Annotated in this window: 18 protein-coding genes; 6 read left to right on the plus strand and 12 right to left on the minus strand. The window is 60.1% G+C overall.

Annotation, left to right across the window (positions count from 1 at the left end):
• Positions 1 to 15 precede the first annotated feature (15 nt).
• The 8 genes from GFU70_RS22765 to GFU70_RS22800 all read right to left on the minus strand — a co-directional run bounded on the left by GFU70_RS22765 (position 16) and on the right by GFU70_RS22800 (position 9,069).
• A complete protein-coding gene (locus GFU70_RS22765; RefSeq protein WP_058545598.1) occupies positions 16 to 504 on the minus strand; it encodes a CS1 type fimbrial major subunit in 489 nt (162 codons plus the stop codon).
• A gap of 94 nt (positions 505 to 598) precedes the next feature.
• A complete protein-coding gene (locus GFU70_RS22770) occupies positions 599 to 1,081 on the minus strand; it encodes a CS1 type fimbrial major subunit (RefSeq protein ID WP_058545607.1) in 483 nt (160 codons plus the stop codon).
• Between the two features lie 44 nt (positions 1,082 to 1,125).
• A complete protein-coding gene (locus tag GFU70_RS22775; protein WP_058545599.1) occupies positions 1,126 to 1,869 on the minus strand; it encodes a hypothetical protein in 744 nt (247 codons plus the stop codon).
• A gap of 59 nt (positions 1,870 to 1,928) precedes the next feature.
• Entirely contained in the window at positions 1,929 to 3,176 is a 1,248-nt protein-coding gene (locus GFU70_RS22780; protein WP_058545600.1) for a hypothetical protein, read from the minus strand.
• 46 nt (positions 3,177 to 3,222) lie between these two features.
• Positions 3,223 to 4,470 (minus strand): hypothetical protein, encoded by a 1,248-nt coding sequence (locus GFU70_RS22785; RefSeq protein WP_058545608.1) that lies wholly within the window; start codon positions 4,468 to 4,470, stop codon positions 3,223 to 3,225.
• Between the two features lie 46 nt (positions 4,471 to 4,516).
• Positions 4,517 to 5,773, minus strand: coding sequence for a hypothetical protein (locus GFU70_RS22790; protein ID WP_153388845.1), 1,257 nt, complete (start codon positions 5,771 to 5,773; stop codon positions 4,517 to 4,519).
• Positions 5,774 to 5,922: 149 nt separating this feature from the next.
• The gene (locus GFU70_RS22795; RefSeq protein WP_153388846.1) at positions 5,923 to 8,457 is read right to left on the minus strand and encodes a CS1-pili formation C-terminal domain-containing protein; all 2,535 of its coding nucleotides are present in this window, start codon (positions 8,455 to 8,457) and stop codon (positions 5,923 to 5,925) included.
• A 126-nt stretch (positions 8,458 to 8,583) separates the two neighbouring features.
• Positions 8,584 to 9,069 (minus strand): CS1 type fimbrial major subunit, encoded by a 486-nt coding sequence (locus GFU70_RS22800; protein ID WP_058545603.1) that lies wholly within the window; start codon positions 9,067 to 9,069, stop codon positions 8,584 to 8,586.
• Positions 9,070 to 9,484: 415 nt separating this feature from the next.
• On the opposite strand from GFU70_RS22800, the gene GFU70_RS22805 reads away from it, so the two are divergent.
• From GFU70_RS22805 to purT, 4 genes are all read left to right on the plus strand, one after another.
• Entirely contained in the window at positions 9,485 to 10,045 is a 561-nt protein-coding gene (locus tag GFU70_RS22805; RefSeq protein ID WP_153388847.1) for a PadR family transcriptional regulator, read from the plus strand.
• On the plus strand, positions 10,042 to 10,827 hold the full coding sequence (locus tag GFU70_RS22810; RefSeq protein WP_153388848.1) for a siderophore-interacting protein: 786 nt from the start codon (positions 10,042 to 10,044) through the stop codon (positions 10,825 to 10,827). The genes GFU70_RS22805 and GFU70_RS22810 overlap by 4 nt, the downstream gene beginning before the upstream one ends.
• A gap of 210 nt (positions 10,828 to 11,037) precedes the next feature.
• A complete protein-coding gene (locus GFU70_RS22815) occupies positions 11,038 to 11,505 on the plus strand; it encodes a preQ0 transporter (protein ID WP_058545606.1) in 468 nt (155 codons plus the stop codon).
• A gap of 91 nt (positions 11,506 to 11,596) precedes the next feature.
• Positions 11,597 to 12,778: a formate-dependent phosphoribosylglycinamide formyltransferase gene (gene purT / locus GFU70_RS22820; protein WP_063324546.1), complete on the plus strand. Its 1,182-nt coding sequence runs from the start codon at positions 11,597 to 11,599 to the stop codon at positions 12,776 to 12,778.
• A gap of 208 nt (positions 12,779 to 12,986) precedes the next feature.
• Here purT and GFU70_RS22825 read toward each other — a convergent pair whose 3' ends face one another.
• Entirely contained in the window at positions 12,987 to 15,401 is a 2,415-nt protein-coding gene (locus GFU70_RS22825) for a glucose/quinate/shikimate family membrane-bound PQQ-dependent dehydrogenase (RefSeq protein ID WP_153388849.1), read from the minus strand.
• A 510-nt stretch (positions 15,402 to 15,911) separates the two neighbouring features.
• On the opposite strand from GFU70_RS22825, the gene GFU70_RS22830 reads away from it, so the two are divergent.
• The gene (locus GFU70_RS22830) at positions 15,912 to 16,142 is read left to right on the plus strand and encodes a VF530 family DNA-binding protein (RefSeq protein ID WP_003205228.1); all 231 of its coding nucleotides are present in this window, start codon (positions 15,912 to 15,914) and stop codon (positions 16,140 to 16,142) included.
• A 3-nt stretch (positions 16,143 to 16,145) separates the two neighbouring features.
• Complete coding sequence (locus GFU70_RS22835) at positions 16,146 to 16,784, plus strand: Pr6Pr family membrane protein (RefSeq protein ID WP_153388850.1); 639 nt, start codon at positions 16,146 to 16,148, stop codon at positions 16,782 to 16,784.
• A 180-nt stretch (positions 16,785 to 16,964) separates the two neighbouring features.
• Here the strand turns inward: GFU70_RS22835 and GFU70_RS22840 are convergent, their stop codons facing one another.
• From GFU70_RS22840 to GFU70_RS22850, 3 genes are read right to left on the minus strand one after another with little or no spacing between them, the layout of a single operon-like run.
• Complete coding sequence (locus tag GFU70_RS22840; protein WP_153388851.1) at positions 16,965 to 17,174, minus strand: DUF1289 domain-containing protein; 210 nt, start codon at positions 17,172 to 17,174, stop codon at positions 16,965 to 16,967.
• Entirely contained in the window at positions 17,171 to 17,695 is a 525-nt protein-coding gene (locus GFU70_RS22845) for a gamma carbonic anhydrase family protein (RefSeq protein WP_058546722.1), read from the minus strand. Before GFU70_RS22845 ends, GFU70_RS22840 begins: the two co-directional genes overlap by 4 nt.
• 16 nt (positions 17,696 to 17,711) lie before the next feature.
• Positions 17,712 to 18,311 carry a CoA pyrophosphatase gene (locus GFU70_RS22850; protein WP_058546721.1) on the minus strand — a complete coding sequence of 200 codons (600 nt, stop codon included), beginning with the start codon at positions 18,309 to 18,311 and terminating at the stop codon, positions 17,712 to 17,714.
• Positions 18,312 to 18,338: the final 27 nt, after the last annotated feature.

Here is an 18,338-nt window from a genome sequence, read left to right on the forward strand (position 1 = left end):
GCGACGCGGTGTGGGTCAAGGGTTTACGCGAGGCACCGCGTCGAAGATCACGGTCAAGTCGGCGGTGTACAGGCCGTGCTGACCATCGTAGACCTTGTCCGAGGCCATGATGTGCAAGTCCGCCTGGGTGCCAGGCGTGGACGTTGCGTCATCCACAACTTCCTGGGGCACACCGGTCAGGCGGATATTGTTGAACCTGACAAGCAGGGGAATGGCGTCTCTGCCGTTGGTCAACGACACCCGATCACCCTCGAGGGAGGCGTGGACCGAGCCATCGGTGTGCTTCACATCGAAAGTCTGGCGCAGCGGGCTCAGTTGGCTGTTCACTGGGTCGAAGTGCATAACCTCATCCTTGCCGAAGTCCGGATTACGCGGCTGCACATGGAACTGCTTGTTGGGAACGTTCGCGGTGATATGGATGGCAGTGCGAGCATCATCAGCCGCCAGCACCAGTGAAGGGCTCAGGGCCGCAAGGATCGTCATGAACATCACTTTTCTAAACATGCTTGATACCTTTTCAGATTAATAAAACGAAGTGGAATCCACCTAGTGGCGAGGGCGCTTGCTACCGCTGGGGTCCAACCCACACCTTTGCTGCTCACGGCGCAATGGCATCGAACACCATGTGCACCGTGCCGTAGTAATCGCCGGGCTTGTAGTCGCCAGCGGGCTTGATCGCGGCGATTTCCAGCGGCACCTGGCGTCCGGGCCGGGCCTCGATGGCTGACACCACGTGGTTCGAATCGAGGGTCAACTCGACGTTGTTGAACCTCACCCGCAAGTCGATACGATCACGACCGTTGGACAAGTACGCCTCTTCAGCCAGGCGCGCGCCGATGGCACCATTGCTGTTCTTCACCTCGTAGGTCGCCCGCAACGGGCGCAGGTCGTTGGTGAAGCTGCTGAAGGGCAAGCGTTGTTCACGCTGCACCAACTGCGGGTCAAGGGGCAGCACATAGAAATCGAGCGTGGGGATAGTCACGTAGAGTTCGAAGGTTTCCCGTTCAACCGCGCCCCAGGCCGGGCTCCAGGGCAACATCAGAGCGGTCAATGCGAGGGGGCTTAGCAGTGTCTTGGACATTTTGATTACCTGTGGCTTCAACGACGGTTCGGCGACGGCAACCGTCAACCCTTGATCTCGACGGCTTTGCTCTGGCCGCCCTCGATCAGCGTGAAGCGATACTCACGCCCCTGCTCCTTGTCGAAGGAAAATGTGCGACCGGCCATGACGTGGTGCTTGGTGGTTGGCCGGCAGTCGTGTTCCGCCTTCGCTGCACAGTCCTTGAACTCATCGATGATCACCACGCTGTTGCCGTTGTTACGCATCAGGTAACGTGCGGCGCTGTCATCGATCACCGTCTCGAAACGGGTGGCCTTGGGGCGCACGAAAAACACCGTGCCGTAGCCCGCAAGAACCTTGAGCCCCGCCGCCACGCGTTCCTTCTTGTACTCTTCGCGCTCCTGCGCACTGATGGCAAACTCGTCCTCAGCTTCGGGCACCACCGGCACGAAACGCACCCGGAAGTAACGCTCCTTGTCGCGGTTGCCCATGAACAGCAAGCGCGTGCCCTGCATGCCGTTGGCCGGCACGATCAGCCGCGCCGGGCTGGCCATCAGGCCGTCCTTGGCCATGGCACTGGCCTGGTTCTGCAGCGGCACTTCCTGATAGGTGCCGTCCTCGTTGTAGACAATTTCCAGGATGTTGACCTTGACGAATGCCGTGGAGGTACCGCCGTTGAACACCCGTTTCATGTAGGTGCTTTTGTCGCCGTCCAGGTAGTCGTAGACCACCCCGACACCGATTTGCGGTCCGGCCTGGGCCATGCCGCAAAACAGATAGAACCCAATCCATGCCCATAGATGTTTCATCGCTTCTTTAACCTCATGCATTAAACGTAAATACTGAATATGGCGGGCCTCGAGGGCCCTCAGACTTCCGAATCCCAGATCACCGTGACGTTGCCGGCATAGGCCTTGGCGCCGCTGCCCAACATTTCTTCGACGCTGGCGCGGGCCACTTCAAAGTGCAGGGTGCCCGGCCGGCGATCGACGTAAAAACCCGGCTGGAACAGCTCGGTGCCGCTGCCATCACGCAATAAGCGGCGGCGATTGATCGGTTGCCCAGCGGCGTCGGCCAGCCCGTTGGGCAGGGTCACGCTGACGTCCACCGGTACGGCATGACCGCTACCGGTTTCGGCAATCGCGCAGGTATTGCCGCTGACGGTCTGGCATTCGAGCGCCATCTTGAAACGTGTCGAGGCCGAGATATGGAAGCGTTGGTCACGAAACAGCCGCGTCGGTTTTGACCCGCTGTTCAGCCACGCTTGCCAGCCTTCCGGGGGCACCAGTTCGACGCGGTTGCCGCCGGGGGGCACTTCGACCTTTAGGGTGTGCTCGACATCGAGTTTCAGATTGAGGGTGATTACCGAGTCACTGGGAAGCATGACGTCGCCCATATCGAAGTCCTGCCCCGGTCCAACCCCATAGCTCACTGAACCTGTGTATCGGCCAGACGACATCCTCAATGGGTTGGGTGTACGCAGTTCGTAGGCAAATTCCATGGGCCGGTAAGACATGCTGGGGATCAGGAACCTGGACTGTTTGGCACACACCCCCTCGGTCGGCGTCTTCCAGAAAAAATTATAGATACGCTCGTTCATGGTCCCAAAAGTAGTGGATCGACAGGGCGACGGCGCATGCATCCAGCTGGAGCCGCCCCATAACTTGCTATGGGCGGTCGCTAGATTTACCTCTCCGCCCACCAGGTCGATTACGCTGACAGGAAGTTGGTAGCCAGAACCTATGCCGGATATGCGGACGTGAACGATTTCATTTTCACCCGTACCGGTATGGGTCACCTGTGCCGGACGCCAAGTGGTGGGCACATCGAACATTGCCCCCTGCCGGACATCCCCATGATCGGCCTGGATGGGGCCGGTCGACTCAAAGGTAATGGGCAGTTGGATGCTGGACATTTTTTCCGCCTCGCATACCGCCGGATACATTGCGCAAAAACCCGAGACCGGGGTGGTGTTGCGAAAGGTATTTTCGTTGGGCCTCGAGGGATCGGGCCTGAAGATAGCGTTGATATCATTGCTCACGGCATTGGCCGTCGATGCACAGGTCAACACCACCACCGATACCATGCCTTGCACTGCCACTGGTAACCGCTTCATCTTTACCTCTCCCTTGATCGACTCAGACTGCCCAAGTCACTCCTTTTTAAACTTCCGAATCCCAGATCACCGTGACATTGCCGGCATAACCCTTGGCGCCGCTGTCGAGCATCTCTTCGACGTTGCTGCGGGCCACTTCAAAGTGCAGGGTTCCCGACCGGCGATCGACATAAAGACCCGGCTGGAACAGTTCGGTACCGCTGCCGTCACGCCATACCCGGCGACGGTTGACCGGTTGCCCGGCGGCGTCGGTCAAGCCATCGGGCAGGCTGACGCTGACGTCCACCGGAACGGCATGACCGGTGCCGGCTTCGGAGATCGCGCAGGTATTGCCGCTGATGGTTTGGCATTCGAGCGCCATCTTGAAACGTGAGGAAGCGGAGATATGGAAGCGCTGGTCACGAAACAACCGCGTCGGTTTGCGGCCACTGTTCAACCAGGACTGCCAGCCCTCCTGGGGCACCAGCTCTACCCGGTTGCCACCGGGGGGGACTTCGACCCTGAGTGCGTGCTCGACGTCGAGTTTGAAGTCGAGGGTGAGTGCCGAATCGTTGGGAAGCATGACGTCACCCATGTCAATGTCCTGCCCCGGCCCGACGCTATAAGTCAGCGACCCGGTGTATTGGCCGGACGACATTTTCAGTGGGTTGGGGGTGCGCAGTTCGTAGGCAAAGTCCAGATAGCGGTAAGAAAAGCCAGGGATCAAATAATTGGCCCCTTTTGCACACACGCCCTCTACCGGGGTTTTCCAGAAGAAGATGTATTCGGTATTGGTATACGCCCCTATACCGCTGTATCTACAAGGCGAGGGGGCATATACCCAACTAAGGCCGCGCCATAACCGTTGATGGGCGATCAAGAGCGACACGCCCCCACCGACCAAGTCGATGGCGTCACCAGAGAGTCGGTATGTCGAACCTATACCGGACCAGCGCACTTCAACGACTTCAGTTTCACCCGTCACTGAATGGGTCACCTGTGTCGTGCGCCAAGTGGTAGGGAGTTTAAACATCGCACCCTGTCGAGCATCCCCATGGTTGGCTTGAATAGGACTGGTCGAACTGAAAATAAAGGGCAACCGAATGCTGAACATCTTTGTTGCCCTGCATTCCGACGGATATTGTGCGCAGTAACCGCTAACAGGCGTGGTATTGAGAAAGGTATTCTCGTTGGGTTTCGAGGAGTCGGGCCTGAATACTGCGGTAATTTCCCGAGTGAAGGCATTGGCCTCAGATGCGCAGGTAAGCAATAACACCGAAGCCACTCTGCACATTGCCGCCGTCAAGTGTTTCATCAATACAACCTCGTACATCAAATAAGTCCGAGCGGACCAAAACCATTCAAACTTCCGAATCCCAGATCACCGTGACATTGCCGGTGTAGGCCTTGGCGCCGCTGTCGAGCATTTCTCCAACCCCTCTACCGTCCACCTCAAAGTGCAAGATCCCCTGTTGTCGATTGACAAAAAAACTTGGCTTGAACAATTCGGTGCCGCTGCCATCGAGTAACAATCGACGGCGGCTGACCGGCTGCCCGGTGGCGTCCGTCAGTCCCTCGGGCAAGCTCACGCTGACATCCACGGGCACAGCATGACCCGAGCCGGCCTCTGCAATCGCACAGGTATTACCGCTGATGTACTGGCATTCAAGCCTCATCTTGAAATAGGAAGAGGCCGAGATATGGAATGTCTGGTCACGGAACAATCGCGTCGGTTTACTACCGGTCGTAAGCCATGACTGCCAGCCTTTCTGGGGGACTAGTTCGACACGGTTTCCACCGGGAGGGACCTCTACCCGGAAGGCGTGGTCGACCTCAAAATTGAAATTGAGCGTAAGTGTCGAGTCATCAGGAAGCATGACATCGCCCAGATCAAAGTCTTGCCGCGGCCCAACCGAATAGGTCAATGATCCTGTATACCGGCCGGACAACATCTTCAAAGGGTCGGGGGTGCGCAGCTCATAGGTGTAAGTAAAAGACTGATAGCGAAGCTCAGGTATCAGGTATCTCGCACCTTTGGCACAGGTAAAGTCCTGTTGCGGCGTGTGCCAAAAAAAACCGAAACCCGTGTTTCCGTAATAAGCGCCTCCGGGCACCCCACCGTTTCTACACGGTTGAGGAGGACGGCCCCAATCACTACCCCAGAGCATTCGATGCGCTGAGAAGAGGTCTACATCTTCCCCCACCAATTCGGCGGGGTGTGCGTTAAGCAGATACACCCCTCCCACACCGGCGATTCGTATCGAAACCTCTTCGCTTTTACCCGTGGCCGAATCGACAATCTGTACCGTACGCCAATCAACGGGTAGCGAGAACATAGCGCCTTGTCGGACATCTGAGTGATTCGGCTGAATAGGCCGGGATGACGTAAATTTGATGGGCGCCAAATGACTGTAAACACCCAAATTGGCACACTGCCCTGGGTCGTCTCGACAATATCCCCAGACGGGTGTGATATTGATGAACTTGTTGTTCATGGGACTCGAAGGGGTAGGCCTGAATACAGCATTGATATCCTGCGTCAAGGCATTGGCCGCAGGCACGCACGCAAACAACAACACCGAGACCACGCTGCGCACTGCAACCGATAAGGGTTTCATTTATACAACCTCATGCATCAAGACAGATCACTGCAAATAGATGGTGAGAAATCCACCTGTGGGAGCAAGGCTTGCCCGCGATGCAGGCGCCCCGCTCTTCAGGCGAATTGCGTTATCGTTCATCGCGAGCAAGCTTTGCTCCCACGGCGTCACGAGCGTTGTTTCGCACTACCAGCCTCGACAATCGTCGTATCGGCCAGGGTGTCCGGCGTGCAGCTCAAATCACCGATCAACAACACGTCGCCTTCGCGGTGGGCGTTGTCCGGGTCGAGGCGGAACCGGCAATACAACTCGCTGCCATAGCGCACTTCCAGGGTCGGTGAGCCGGCGTTCATTTCCATGGAGAAGAACCCGTCCGCCTCGCTGACACCGCGACTGGCGTGGTTGATTACGTGATGCCCCCTGAGCGGTTGCCCTTGCTCATCGAGCAGGCGACCGAGCACGGTCACGGTTCTCATCACACGCACCTTGCGATAGTCCACCCCGCCCTTGTTCAAGTGATAACGGCTGCGCGAAGGCTCGATGTTCGCCGCCGGCGGGTGCACACCGTCGAAGTCGAACGTCACCATGCTGTTTTTATAGGCGGTGATCGGCACGAAGTTACGGCCCGGATGCAACAGGGTGCTGCCGCCGGTCAAGTCATCGGCACGCAGGGCGACCATGTCCAGATCGGTCTCTACATCGACGATCATGCCCGCGCCGCGCCCATGGGGCTGGCCGGTAAAGGCGGCTTTCTGGCCGCCCACGGCCACGGTGCTGCTCAAGTTCAGGCCGCCGGTGAGGTTGTCGTTGTAGGAAGAACGCTGGACGAAACCGTCGCCATACAGTGAATCGGTCTGGAAACTGGCAAGACCCGACAGGCCCACGCCATAGGTGTCGGCCAGCGCCGTGGCGGAGACGCTTTGCAGCACATGATCTTCCAGGGTCCGGCGATAGGTCAGCGAGCCATTGTGGTCCCGATCACCGTCCCGCGAGGTGCGGGTGCCGATGCTGCCCGACCAGTACTCGCCGGGCCCACCCAGGGCGACGTTGAGGGTCAGGTCAATACCGCGATTGCGCCGGTCGGCGGTACTGGACGTGCCGGGGCGGTCGAATACCGACAACCGCCAGTTGGCATCGCTGCCACGCACCTTGCCGCGCTGGGTCCAGCCCAGGTCCAGGCCGGTGCCCTGGACATTGCCTTCGCTGTAGGCCAGCCGGGCGTTGACGGAGGCCTTGTTGCTCAAGCGATGATTGACCGACAGCGAGGAGTTGCTGGTGTGGCCAATGAATACGTTGCGCCGGCGAACACGGGTGCCGTCCGACAGGGTTTCATAGGTGTTGCGGGTGTCCAGCCAACTGCGGTTGTGACTGGCCACCACGCTGCCATGGCCGTAGCTGTACAGGCCTTGCAGGTCCATGCCGGTGCCGTATTGCTGGGTCTGATAGACGTTGGCGTACAGGCTGGTGTTGGTCCCCAGCGTCCAGTCCACTGAAGTGCCGACTTGCAGCTTGTCCTGCACCTGGCGTGCTGAGCCGCCCAGGATCACCCGCGGATGCAGCAGGTAGTTGAGGCCGAGCCCCGCCGTCGTGAAACCCGAAGGCTGGTCTTCCCAATTGCTCCACAGCCGGGTTTCGCGTCCGGCGAACACGTTGTAGCGCCAGCGGTCTTCGGGACTGTTCCAATTGTTGGGCTTGTAGACCAGCTCCTGGCTGGTGGCGGTGGTTTGTCCGTCCTCGACCAGCCGGACTTCCACTTCATAGATCCCCCCCGGCAAGGGTCGGGTATCCAGGCTCTGCAAACCGGCGCTGACTGCCTGGGTGTTGATCAGCAGGCCGTTGCGATAAATCTCCACCGAAGCCTGGCGGCTCGCGGTGACATAAATGGGGTAGACGCTGGGTTTGGGATTGTCGATCGCCAGGCTGTCGGAACTGCCGTACATCACCCCGAGCGCGGTGTCCGGATTGGCACCGAACGAACGGATCTGGCGGTTCAAGCCATCGGAGCTGGGCGTGAAATAACCCAGGCGAAAAAAAGTCCCTTCCATTTCCCGCTGGGTGTAGAGCTCATGGACAGCGTGGTAGAGCTTGTCGTCCGGCCCGCCAAGACGCGAAAGCTGAAGGTCCAGCGACTGGCTCCAGTTGCCCACGCTGGAAATGGCGTTGAGCCCATAACGGCCACCCGTGTCCTGTTCCTGGCCACCGTTGAGATTCAATTGGTTGTTGAAAATCAGGCCGAAGCTGCCAACTTCCGGTTGATCGTAATAACGCTTGGTTTCGGTCGATCGTTCCACATCCCGGGTCAGGATCGATACCAATGAATTTTCGAGACTGTAGTGCACGGCCAGCAGCCCTGACGGACAGCTACCTTCACAGGCGCCCAGCACTTGTCCCTGTTTGAGATGCTGCTCCCATTGCTCGCGCTCGACAGTTGTCATCGGGCTGTCCTGCGTGTCGGTGAACTCGAGCAGGGTTATACGATCATCCCGCGACAAGACCACCATGGCTTCGCCGAGGTACTGTTGATTGAGTTCAATACGAACCGCCAGAGGCACATCGAAGAAGTGCGATTCAAACTCCGCCGGCAGTCCCTTGGCCTGGGACAGCAGGCTTCTCGGTGTGGTACCGGGGGCAGTCGGCGCGGCCAATGCGTTCGCGCACAACAATAGCGCGAGCGCACCCGCGATGGGTGTCATCGGAAACATCAACGGATTCTCATAATCTGCGAGCGATCAGGGCGTTTCAGGTGCGGGCCGCCCGGCTGGGGAGCGCCGGACGGCCTGCGGCGATGCCCGTGCAATGAGCTGAAGCTCACCGGGCATCGAACCGGATCACGGGCGCGGCACGGCGTCGAAGATCACGGTCATGTCGGCGGTGTACAGGCCATTCTGGGTATCCAGAGGACGGGCCGCGACGATGCTCATGTCGGCTTGGGTACCTGGAGTCGACGCTGCGTCGTCCACCACTTCCTGAGGCGTGGCGGTCAGTGTGATGCCATTGAACGCAGTGGTCAGGGCAATGGAGTCACGGCCGTTGTACAGCGCCGCCGGGCCACCCTCGATGTAGGCGTGGACCGAACCCTCGGTGTTCTTCACGTCGAAGGTCTGGCGCAACGAAGTCAAGGTGCCGCTGACCGTGTTGTAGCTCATGACTTCATCCTTACCGAAGTTCGGGTCACGTGGCTGCACGTGGAACTGCTGGGTCGGGATGTTCGCGGTGATGTGGATAGCGGAGCGCGCATCATCGAGCGCGAATACCTGCGAAGTACCCAGGGCAGCTGCAGTCAGGGAAGCAGCGGTTACGAATTGTTTGAGCATGTTTTTACACCTGTTCGTAGCAATAAAGAGAGAAAGATTGAGGCAGCAAGTCACTAACAACCGGCGTGTCCCTCAACGCCGAGCATGATCGGCTCTCTTTAATTAAAAATAAGCAGGCACTTTCCCATAGACGTGTAGTAAATCCAGCATACGAAACTAAGAAAAAGACTCAACTTTTTGAAAAACAGAAGTTCAGCTGTAAGAAACAGCCCACATTGAAATTATTTAGCAATTAAACAGGTCGACGCCCGGCCCAGGCGCCCCGTCTATATAGGGCTTCAGGTAAGGTTTCATTGCGAAAACTTAGCCACCGAGAATAAAGATATATCTTAAAAAGATAGATCTGCAAGAAAAGATATATCTCAGCACAAAGATATATCTCGGCTCTATCTTATGCAGAACGGAGAGCAGATAGATGACAGGCCCGATACCCCCCATCCATTACGATGACTTCGAACGCCCAGCCACTCGTACACGCGGCGGGCGAACCCCACGCGTCTTCGCCGCCGGTGACCTGAAGTTGCTGTTGTTGGCACTGATTGCCGAACAGCCCTGCCACGGCTATGACCTGATCCGCCGGATCGAGGGCATGTTCGACGGCGCCTACAGCCCCAGCCCCGGGGTGATCTACCCGACCCTGTCCTTCCTGGAAATGAGCGCAATGGTCACCTGTGACGTCGAAGACGGAAAAAAATGCTACAGCGTGACCGATGCCGGACGTCTATCACTTGAGGACCAGGCCGAAGCACTGAATGAGGTGCGCACGCGCATTGAAATCAGCAAGCGCACATTGCGCGGCCACGATCGGCCCCCGGAAATCCATGAAGCGGTGTATAACCTGCGCCATGCGCTGCAAAAGCACCCTGGCCGCTGGAGCCCGGAAGAAATCCGGCGGGTGCGCGACCTGCTCAACGACACCGCCAAAGCCATCATCGACGGCCCCGACCGTCCCCCAGCCTCGGAGTCAAGCCAATGACCGAAGTCGATCCAAACACCATTCACCGCGTCACCCACGAGATCAAACGCCGTCGCCTGCAAGTGTTGCGGGTGCAGGACCTGACCCCACGCATGCGCCGTATCACCGTCGGCGGGCCGGAACTGGCCGGGTTCGTCAGCCTGGGCACCGACGATCACGTGAAGCTGCTGTTCCCGCAGAACGCCGAGGAACACGCGGCCCTTGAAAACTTCAACCCCGGTGCCGGCAAGGCACAGGGCCCGATGCCCGAGATGCGCGACTACACCCCGCGCCGCTACGACCTGGGCACCCTGGAGCTGGACATCGATTTCGTGCTCCACGGCGACGGCCCTGCCGCGACCTGGGCGGCCCAGGCAACGCCCGGGCAGTACCTGCACATCGCCGGGCCACGGGGCTCGATGATCGTGCCGGACATCTTCGACAGTTACTTGCTGATCGGCGACGAAACCGCCCTGCCCGCCATCGCCCGCCGCCTTGAAGGCCTGGCGCCCAACCGACGTGCCCTGGTGGTGGTGGAAGTGGAAAACGGCGCCGAGCAGCAAGTGCTCCAAAGCCCGGCGCAGGTGCACGTGATCTGGGTGCTGCGCGAAGGCCGCCAGGACAACCTGCTACGCACCGTGCAACAGCTGGAAATGCCCCGCGGCAAGCTGTATGCCTGGGTCGCCACCGAAAGCAAGGTGTCGCGGCAGATTCGCAAGGTGTTGCTGGAAGAGAAAGGCCTGCACCAGGATTTCGTGAAGGCGGTAGGGTATTGGAAAGCGGATGCCAGCGACGAAGATTGAGGTGCTGGGGCTGAGCTGTCGAGCGCAACGAGGCTGCGATCTTGTCCCAGACAGTTGAGTCGCAAGCAAAAGCTCAGGATCAAAAGATCCTCCGAACGCGGCCCGAGCCTTCGCCAGCTCCTACAGAGCCCAGCGGGTGTAAGCTTCCTCGCCACAGGGATTATCGCTGTCCTCTAATACCTTATCCGTCATCACCAGGTACCACGCCCCATGCTTTTCCTGCTCGCTTACATCAGCAGCGTCGTGCTGATCAACTTCGCGTTTTCCGCCGCACCGCACCTGGACATCATCTGGTCGGCCTGGGGCGGGCTGGTGTTCATCCTGCGGGACATGGTGCAGACCCGCTTCGGCCACGGCGCCATCGTGGCGATGCTGGTGGCGCTGGTGTTGTCCTATGTCACCTCCGACCCGACCATCGCCCTGGCCAGCGCCACGGCGTTTGCCGTGTCCGAGTGCATCGACTGGCTGGTGTTCACCGTCACCCGGCGCCCACTGCATGACCGGTTGTGGATCAGTTCGGCCTTGAGCATTCCCCTGGACACGTTCATCTTCTTCGGCCTGATCGACGCCCTGACGCCCGCCGTGGTGATCACCGCCCTGCTCTCGAAATTCGCCGGGGTCACGGCCGTCTGGCTGATCATGGCCTGGCGTCTACGCAAACAGCCCGTCACGGGCTGACGCTGTTCATGTAAAATGCCGCGCTTTCTCCCATGGGAAGCTCGCCCGGCGCGCAACCCGCGATGATCCGCTCCTGTTTGAGGACCTTCAGATGACCCGTATCGGAACCCCATTGTCGCCCACCGCGACCCGCGTTTTGTTGTGTGGCAGCGGTGAGCTGGGCAAGGAAGTGGTAATCGAACTGCAGCGCCTGGGCGTCGAGGTGATCGCCGTGGATCGCTACGCCAACGCGCCGGCCATGCAAGTGGCCCACCGCAGCCATGTGATCAACATGCTCGACGGCGCTGCCCTGCGTGCGGTGATCGAGGCCGAGAAGCCGCACTTCATCGTGCCGGAAATCGAAGCCATCGCCACCGCCACCCTGGTGGAACTGGAGGCCGAAGGCTTCACCGTGATCCCCACCGCCCGCGCCGCGCAGTTGACCATGAACCGTGAAGGCATTCGTCGCCTGGCCGCCGAAGAGCTGGGCCTGCCCACATCGCCATACTTCTTCGCCGACACCGTGGAAGACTACCGCAAGGCCGTGGAAACCCTGGGTTTCCCCTGCGTGGTCAAGCCGGTGATGAGTTCCTCGGGCAAGGGCCAGAGCCTGCTGCGCAGTGCCGATGACGTGCAAAAAGCCTGGGACTACGCCCAGGAAGGCGGCCGTGCCGGCAAGGGTCGGGTGATCATCGAAGGGTTCATCGATTTCGACTACGAAATCACCCTGCTCACCGTGCGTCACGTCGGCGGCACCACCTTCTGCGCGCCGGTCGGCCACCGTCAGGAAAAGGGCGACTACCAGGAATCCTGGCAGCCACAAGCCATGAGCCCGGTGGCCCTGGCCGAATCCGAGCGCGTGGCCAAGGCAGTGACCGAAGCCCTGGGCGGCCGCGGCCTGTTTGGCGTCGAGCTGTTCATCAAGGGTGACCAGGTGTGGTTCAGCGAAGTCTCGCCGCGCCCACACGACACCGGCCTGGTAACGCTGATCTCCCAGGACCTGTCGCAGTTCGCCCTGCATGCTCGCGCCATTCTCGGCCTGCCGATCCCGCTGATCCGTCAGTTCGGCCCTTCGGCCTCGGCGGTGATCCTGGTGGAAGGTCAGTCGACCCAGACTGCTTTCGCCAACCTGGGCGCGGCCCTGAGCGAACCGGACACCGCCCTGCGCCTGTTCGGCAAACCGGAAGTCAACGGCCAGCGCCGCCTGGGCGTGGCCCTGGCCCGCGACGAATCCATCGAAGCCGCCCGCGCCAAGGCGACCCGGGCTTCCCAGGCGGTCAAGATCGAGTTGTAAAACCTGAGTAGCTTGCTCCCGCTGGGTTGCGCCCTGTAGGAGCTGTCGAGTGCAACGAGGCTGCGATCTTTCCAAAGACGCTTGAATCTCAAGCGAAAGATCAAAAGATCGCAGCCTCGCTTCGCTCGACAGCTCCTACAAAGTCCAGGGCTAAAGAAAAAGGCGACACCCGCAAGGGTGTCGCCTTTTTCATGAGCGCAGGCTGGGCTTAATCCGGCAGTTTGTAGGCGATCACATAATCGCCTTGCTTGGTGCCCAGGGAACCGTGGCCACCGGCAACAACCAGCACATATTGCTTGCCGTCCTTGCCGGTGTAGGTCATCGGCGTGGTCTGGGCGCCGGCTGGCAGGCGGCCTTCCCACAGTTGCTTGCCGTTTTTCACGTCATAGGCACGCAGGTACTGGTCGAGGGTGCCGCTCAGGAACGCCAGGCCGCTGGCGGTGGTGAACGTGCCGCCCAGGCTCGGAACGCCCATGCTCAGCGGGATCGGTACCGGCGAGCTGTCACGCACGGTGCCGTTCTTATGCATCCACAGGGTTTTGTTGTTGGTCAGGTCCACGGCCGCCACATAACCCCACGCAGGCGCCTGGCAAGGCAGGCCCATCGGCGAAAGCAGCGCTTCGAGGATCACGCCATACGGCGCGCCTTTGTTCGGCTGTACGCCTTCGGTTTCGCTCTTGCGCCCTGGGCCACCGGCCACTTCGGCCGCGGGCACCAGTTTCGACTTGAACGCCATGTAGCTCGGGTTGACGAAGGCGATCTGGCGCACCGGGTCCACCGAAATGCCGCCCCAGTCGAACACACCGAAGTTGCCCGGGTAGACAATCGAGCCTTGCAACGACGGCGGCGTGAACATGCCGTCATAACGCAGCGACTTGAAGTCGATCCGGCAGAGCATCTGGTCGAACGGGGTCACGCCCCACATGTCGCTTTCCTTGAGGACCGGCGGCACGAAGTTCAGGTCGGACATCGGTTGGGTCGGCGAGGTGTGGTCGCCTTCCACCGCGCCCTGGGGCACCGGGATCTCCTTGATCGGCACGATCGGCTGGCCATTGCTGCGGTCCAGCACGTAGATGCTGCCCTGCTTGGTCGATGCCAGGACAGCCGGCTTCACGCCATCGGCGGTCTTGAGGTCCATCAGGGTCGGTTGGCCACCGACGTCCATGTCCCACAGGTCATGGTGAGTGAACTGGAAGTACCAGCGCACCTTGCCGGTGGCAATATCCAGCGCAGTCAGGCCGGCGGCGTATTTTTCCGATTCCGGGGTCCGGAACCCACCGAACTGGTCGGGGGTCTGGTTGCCCATCGGCAGGTAGAGCATGCCGAGTTTTTCATCGACACTGAACATGGACCACATGTTCGGCGAATTACGCGTGTAGGTCTGGCCTTCGGCAATCGGCGTGGTGTCGTCCGGATTGCCGCTGTCCCAGTTCCACACCAGCTTGCCGGTGTGCACGTCGTAGGCACGGATGACGCCGCTTGGCTCGTCGGTGGAGACGTTATCGGTGACGTGGCCGCCGATCACCACCAGGTTCTGGGTGACCGCCGGTGGCGACGTGGAGTAGTAACCGCCGGCCGTGAAGCCGCCGATGTTGGCGGTCAGGTCGACCTGGCCCTTGTCGCCGAAGTCTTCGCACATCTTGCCGGTGTCGGCGTTGAGGGCGATCAGACGGGTATCGGCGGTCGGCAGGAAGATCCGCCGTGGGCAGACGGTGCTGGCCGGCGTGGTGCTGGCAGTGCCAGTGGGGCTTTGCTCGGCGGAGGCGTACACCGCGTCATCGTGATAGGTCACGCCACGACAGGTCATGTGGGCCCAACCCTTGAAGTTTTCCGCTTTTTGCGTGGAAAGCTTCGGATCGAAACGCCAGATTTCCTTGCCGGTTTCAGGCTCCAGAGCAATCACCTGGCTGTGAGGCGTGCACACGTAGAGCATGCCGTTGACCTTGAGCGGGGTGTTCTCGGCCGTGGTTTCACCCGGGTCGTTCGGCCCTGGCAGGTCGCCGGTGCGATAGGTCCAGGCCGGCACCAGTTTGCTGACGTTCTCGGGGGTGATCTGTGCCAGCGGCGAATAGCGGTCGCCATGGGCACTGCGGCCGTAGGAGTTCCAGTCGCCGTCGGGCATGGCCGGTGCGGTGTTGGTCATGCCCGGCACACTGTCGCGGTCCAGTTGGCCCTTGATTTCACCCGGGTTGGTGAACTGGCTGGCGAGCGCGGCGATACCGGCGATGACCACGGCGGCGCCCAATGCGCGAGTTCCCGTGGCCGGGGCATCGACGGTCAACAGCGGGCGGCGGAACCATGGCAGCAACATGACGATGCCCAGGGCAAACAGCATCGCCAGGCGCGGCACCAGTTGCCACCAGTCCAGGCCCACTTCCCACAACGCCCACACGGTGCTGGTGAACAGCACCAGCGCGTACAAGCCCAGGGCCGCGCGACGAGCCATGATCAGCAATACGCCGGTCAACGCCAGGCCGATACCGGCCAGCAGGTAATACAGCGAGCCGCCAAGCATGCTCAGCTTGACTCCACCGGCCAACAGGGCCAGCCCCATCAATAGAAGCAGAATGCCGAGCAAACTCGGTAGCAGACGGCTTCGACTCAAAGCACCCTCAGTGCTCATAGTGTGATTCTCCGTGACGTTTTAAAGAGTCCCGCGCAAGTAGTCACTGTAGATGACGATCCTGACGGGGCATGGTTCAGTTGAAAAAAGGCAAATTCGGTTGCCGCGCACCATTGTGGGAGCGGGCTTGCTCGCGAAAGCGGCGTGTCAGGCGGCTTCAATGTTGAATGTGCAATCGTTATCGCGAGCAAGCTCGCTCCCACAGGAATTCACTGAGACAGCGCTGTCTTTCAGAATTCGAAGACGGGCATTCTTTGATCTTTCTGCAGGATCAAGCTGGACGCAGAGGCTTCGGCACAACATTCGCAACAACAGAAGAAGCGTTTCAGCAGGTGGCGCAAGGATAATGTCCTGTTCTCAATAGAGAAAGGGCTTTTGTTGACATGAATCATCTCGGATTCGGTAACAGTGCGCCTGGCGCTGACGGCCAGGATGAAGGCTATGCTTCCACCGCAAGGGCACCTCGGCTAAGGTGCGCGGCTTTACATCTTTTTCGTGCGAAGGCCTCCCATGACCGAACCCAACAACAACCCGCTGCACGGTGTGACGCTGGAGCAGATCCTCAACGCCCTCGTGCAGCATTACGAATGGTCAGGCCTGGCCGAGCGCATCGATATCCGTTGCTTCAAGAGCGACCCGAGCATCAAGTCGAGCCTGACCTTCCTGCGCAAGACGCCCTGGGCGCGGGAGAAAGTCGAGCGCCTGTACATCAAGTTGATGCGCACCAAGCGGCCTGTCTGAGACATGGGGATCGATAAGGGTCGTCAGCGCTTCGTGTCGGTGACGGCACTGCTGGGCTGGGTGGGCTTGAGCGTCCAGTTGTACCTGATCCTGTTGGGCCGCTGGGAACTGGACGCGAGCCTGCTGGGCGGATTGGTGAACTTCTTCAGTTTCTTCACGGTGTTGACCAACACCCTGGTGGCCGTGGTGCTGACGTGGGAACTGACCCCTCGCGGATCGGCGGCCCGGCACTGGTTCCTGCTGCCCAGCGTGCGCAGCGGCATCGCCGTGAGCATTGCCCTGGTCGGCCTGGCCTACAACCTGCTGCTGCGCCATCTCTGGCAACCCGAAGGCTGGCAGTTCGTGGCCGATGAATTGCTGCACGACGTGATGCCGCTGCTGTACATCGCCTATTGGTGGCTGTACGTGCCCAAAGGCACCTTGCGCCTGGGCCACATCGGGCTATGGATGATTTACCCCCTGGTCTATTTCGCCTATGTGCTGCTGCGCGGGGATTTACTGGCGGCCTACCCCTACCCTTTTATTGATGTGGCGAACCTGGGTTATCCACATGTGCTCATCAATGCCGGGGGGATATTGCTGGGGTTTATCGCGATTGCGTTGGGAGTGGTGGGGTTGGATCGGTGGGCATCATTGAAATAGAGGCCTGCGCAGAGCACGTAGCGGTGTAAGCCAAACCTGTGGGAGCAAGGCTTGCCCGCGATGAACGATCACGCGGTTTACCTGAAGGCCAGGGCGCCTGCATCGCGAGCAAGCTTTGCTCCCACAGATAGGTGTTCCACAGATTGTGTCCCATAGGGATTTTGTGTTCGCAGGTGTGCATCAGCCCCTTGCCGGCAACATCCACACCAACCCACTGGCCTTGGCCCGTTCATGACACAGCGCCAACACACTGCGCCGCTCGTCGTTGTCCATCCGGCTCCAACGGGTGATCTCCGCCACGGTGCGCTGGCAACCGGTGCAGACGTCGTCATCGTCCAGCGCACAGATGTTCACGCAGGGCGAAGGCACCGGACGTTCAGGGGCGCTCATTGTTCCTGCTCGGCCAGGTCGCGGGCGTAGCGCTGTGAATTGTGGACGTAGTGGGCCGCGCTGGCTTCGAGCATTTTCTTCTGGGCCTCGGTCAACTCCCGCACCACTTTGCCAGGCGAACCCATTACCAGGGAACCGTCGGGAATTTCCTTGCCTTCGCCAATCAACGAGTTGGCGCCGATGATGCAATTCTTGCCAATCTTCGCGCCGTTGAGGATCACCGCGTTGATGCCGATGAGGCTGTAGTCGCCCACCGTACAGCCATGGAGCATGGCGTTGTGGCCGATGGTCACACCGGTGCCGATGGTCAGCGGATAGCCCATGTCGGTGTGCATCACGGTGCCGTCCTGCACATTGCTGTTCTTGCCGATCAGGATCAGTTCGTTGTCGCCACGCAGTACGGCGTTGAACCAGACATTGGCGCCTTCTTCGAGGCGGACCTTGCCCACCAGCGTGGCGTTGGGCGCGACCCAGCTCTGTGGGTGGGTTTCGACACGGGCATCGCCCAAACGATATTTCATGAGAGTCCTCGGGGCGTCAGGTATTGATGAAACTCTTGGGCGGTTTATGCAGATCGATTTCGGCGTCGTACAGCAGGTTGACCAACTCCACGACCATGATCGCCGTCAGGCCCCAGATCTTGAATTCGCCAAACCGATAGCTGGGCACGTACCAACTGCGGCCCTGGTAATCGATCCGGTGCGTGTGTTCACGCGGATCCTTGCGGAAAAACTCCAGCGGCACGCTGAACACCGCGGCGATCTCGGCGTCGTTGGCCTGGTATTCGACAAAATCCGGAATTACCCCGACGTAAGGCGTGACCTTGATGCCATGCAGCGAGATCAACGGGCTGAGAGGGCCGATCACTTCCACAAGGCCGGGCGGCAGGCCGATTTCTTCCTCGGCTTCGCGCAGCGCGGTGAAAATCAGGTCCGGGTCTTCCGGGTCACGACGCCCGCCGGGGAACGCCACCTCGCCGCCATGGGTCGAGAGCCCGCTGGCGCGCAGCGTCAGTACCAGCTCCGGTTCATCGCTGCGGGTAATCGGCACCAGCACCGCGGCTTCAGGGAAACGTCGGTCGGCCTGCAGATCGTGCGGGGTGTGGTTGCTTACTCGATGCAGTAGCTCGTCCAGCATGAGACTTCTCGATTTATTCGCTACCTT

Origin of the sequence: Pseudomonas brassicacearum, from assembly GCF_009601685.2 — a bacterium.
Lineage (GTDB): Bacteria > Pseudomonadota > Gammaproteobacteria > Pseudomonadales > Pseudomonadaceae > Aquipseudomonas > Aquipseudomonas kilonensis_B.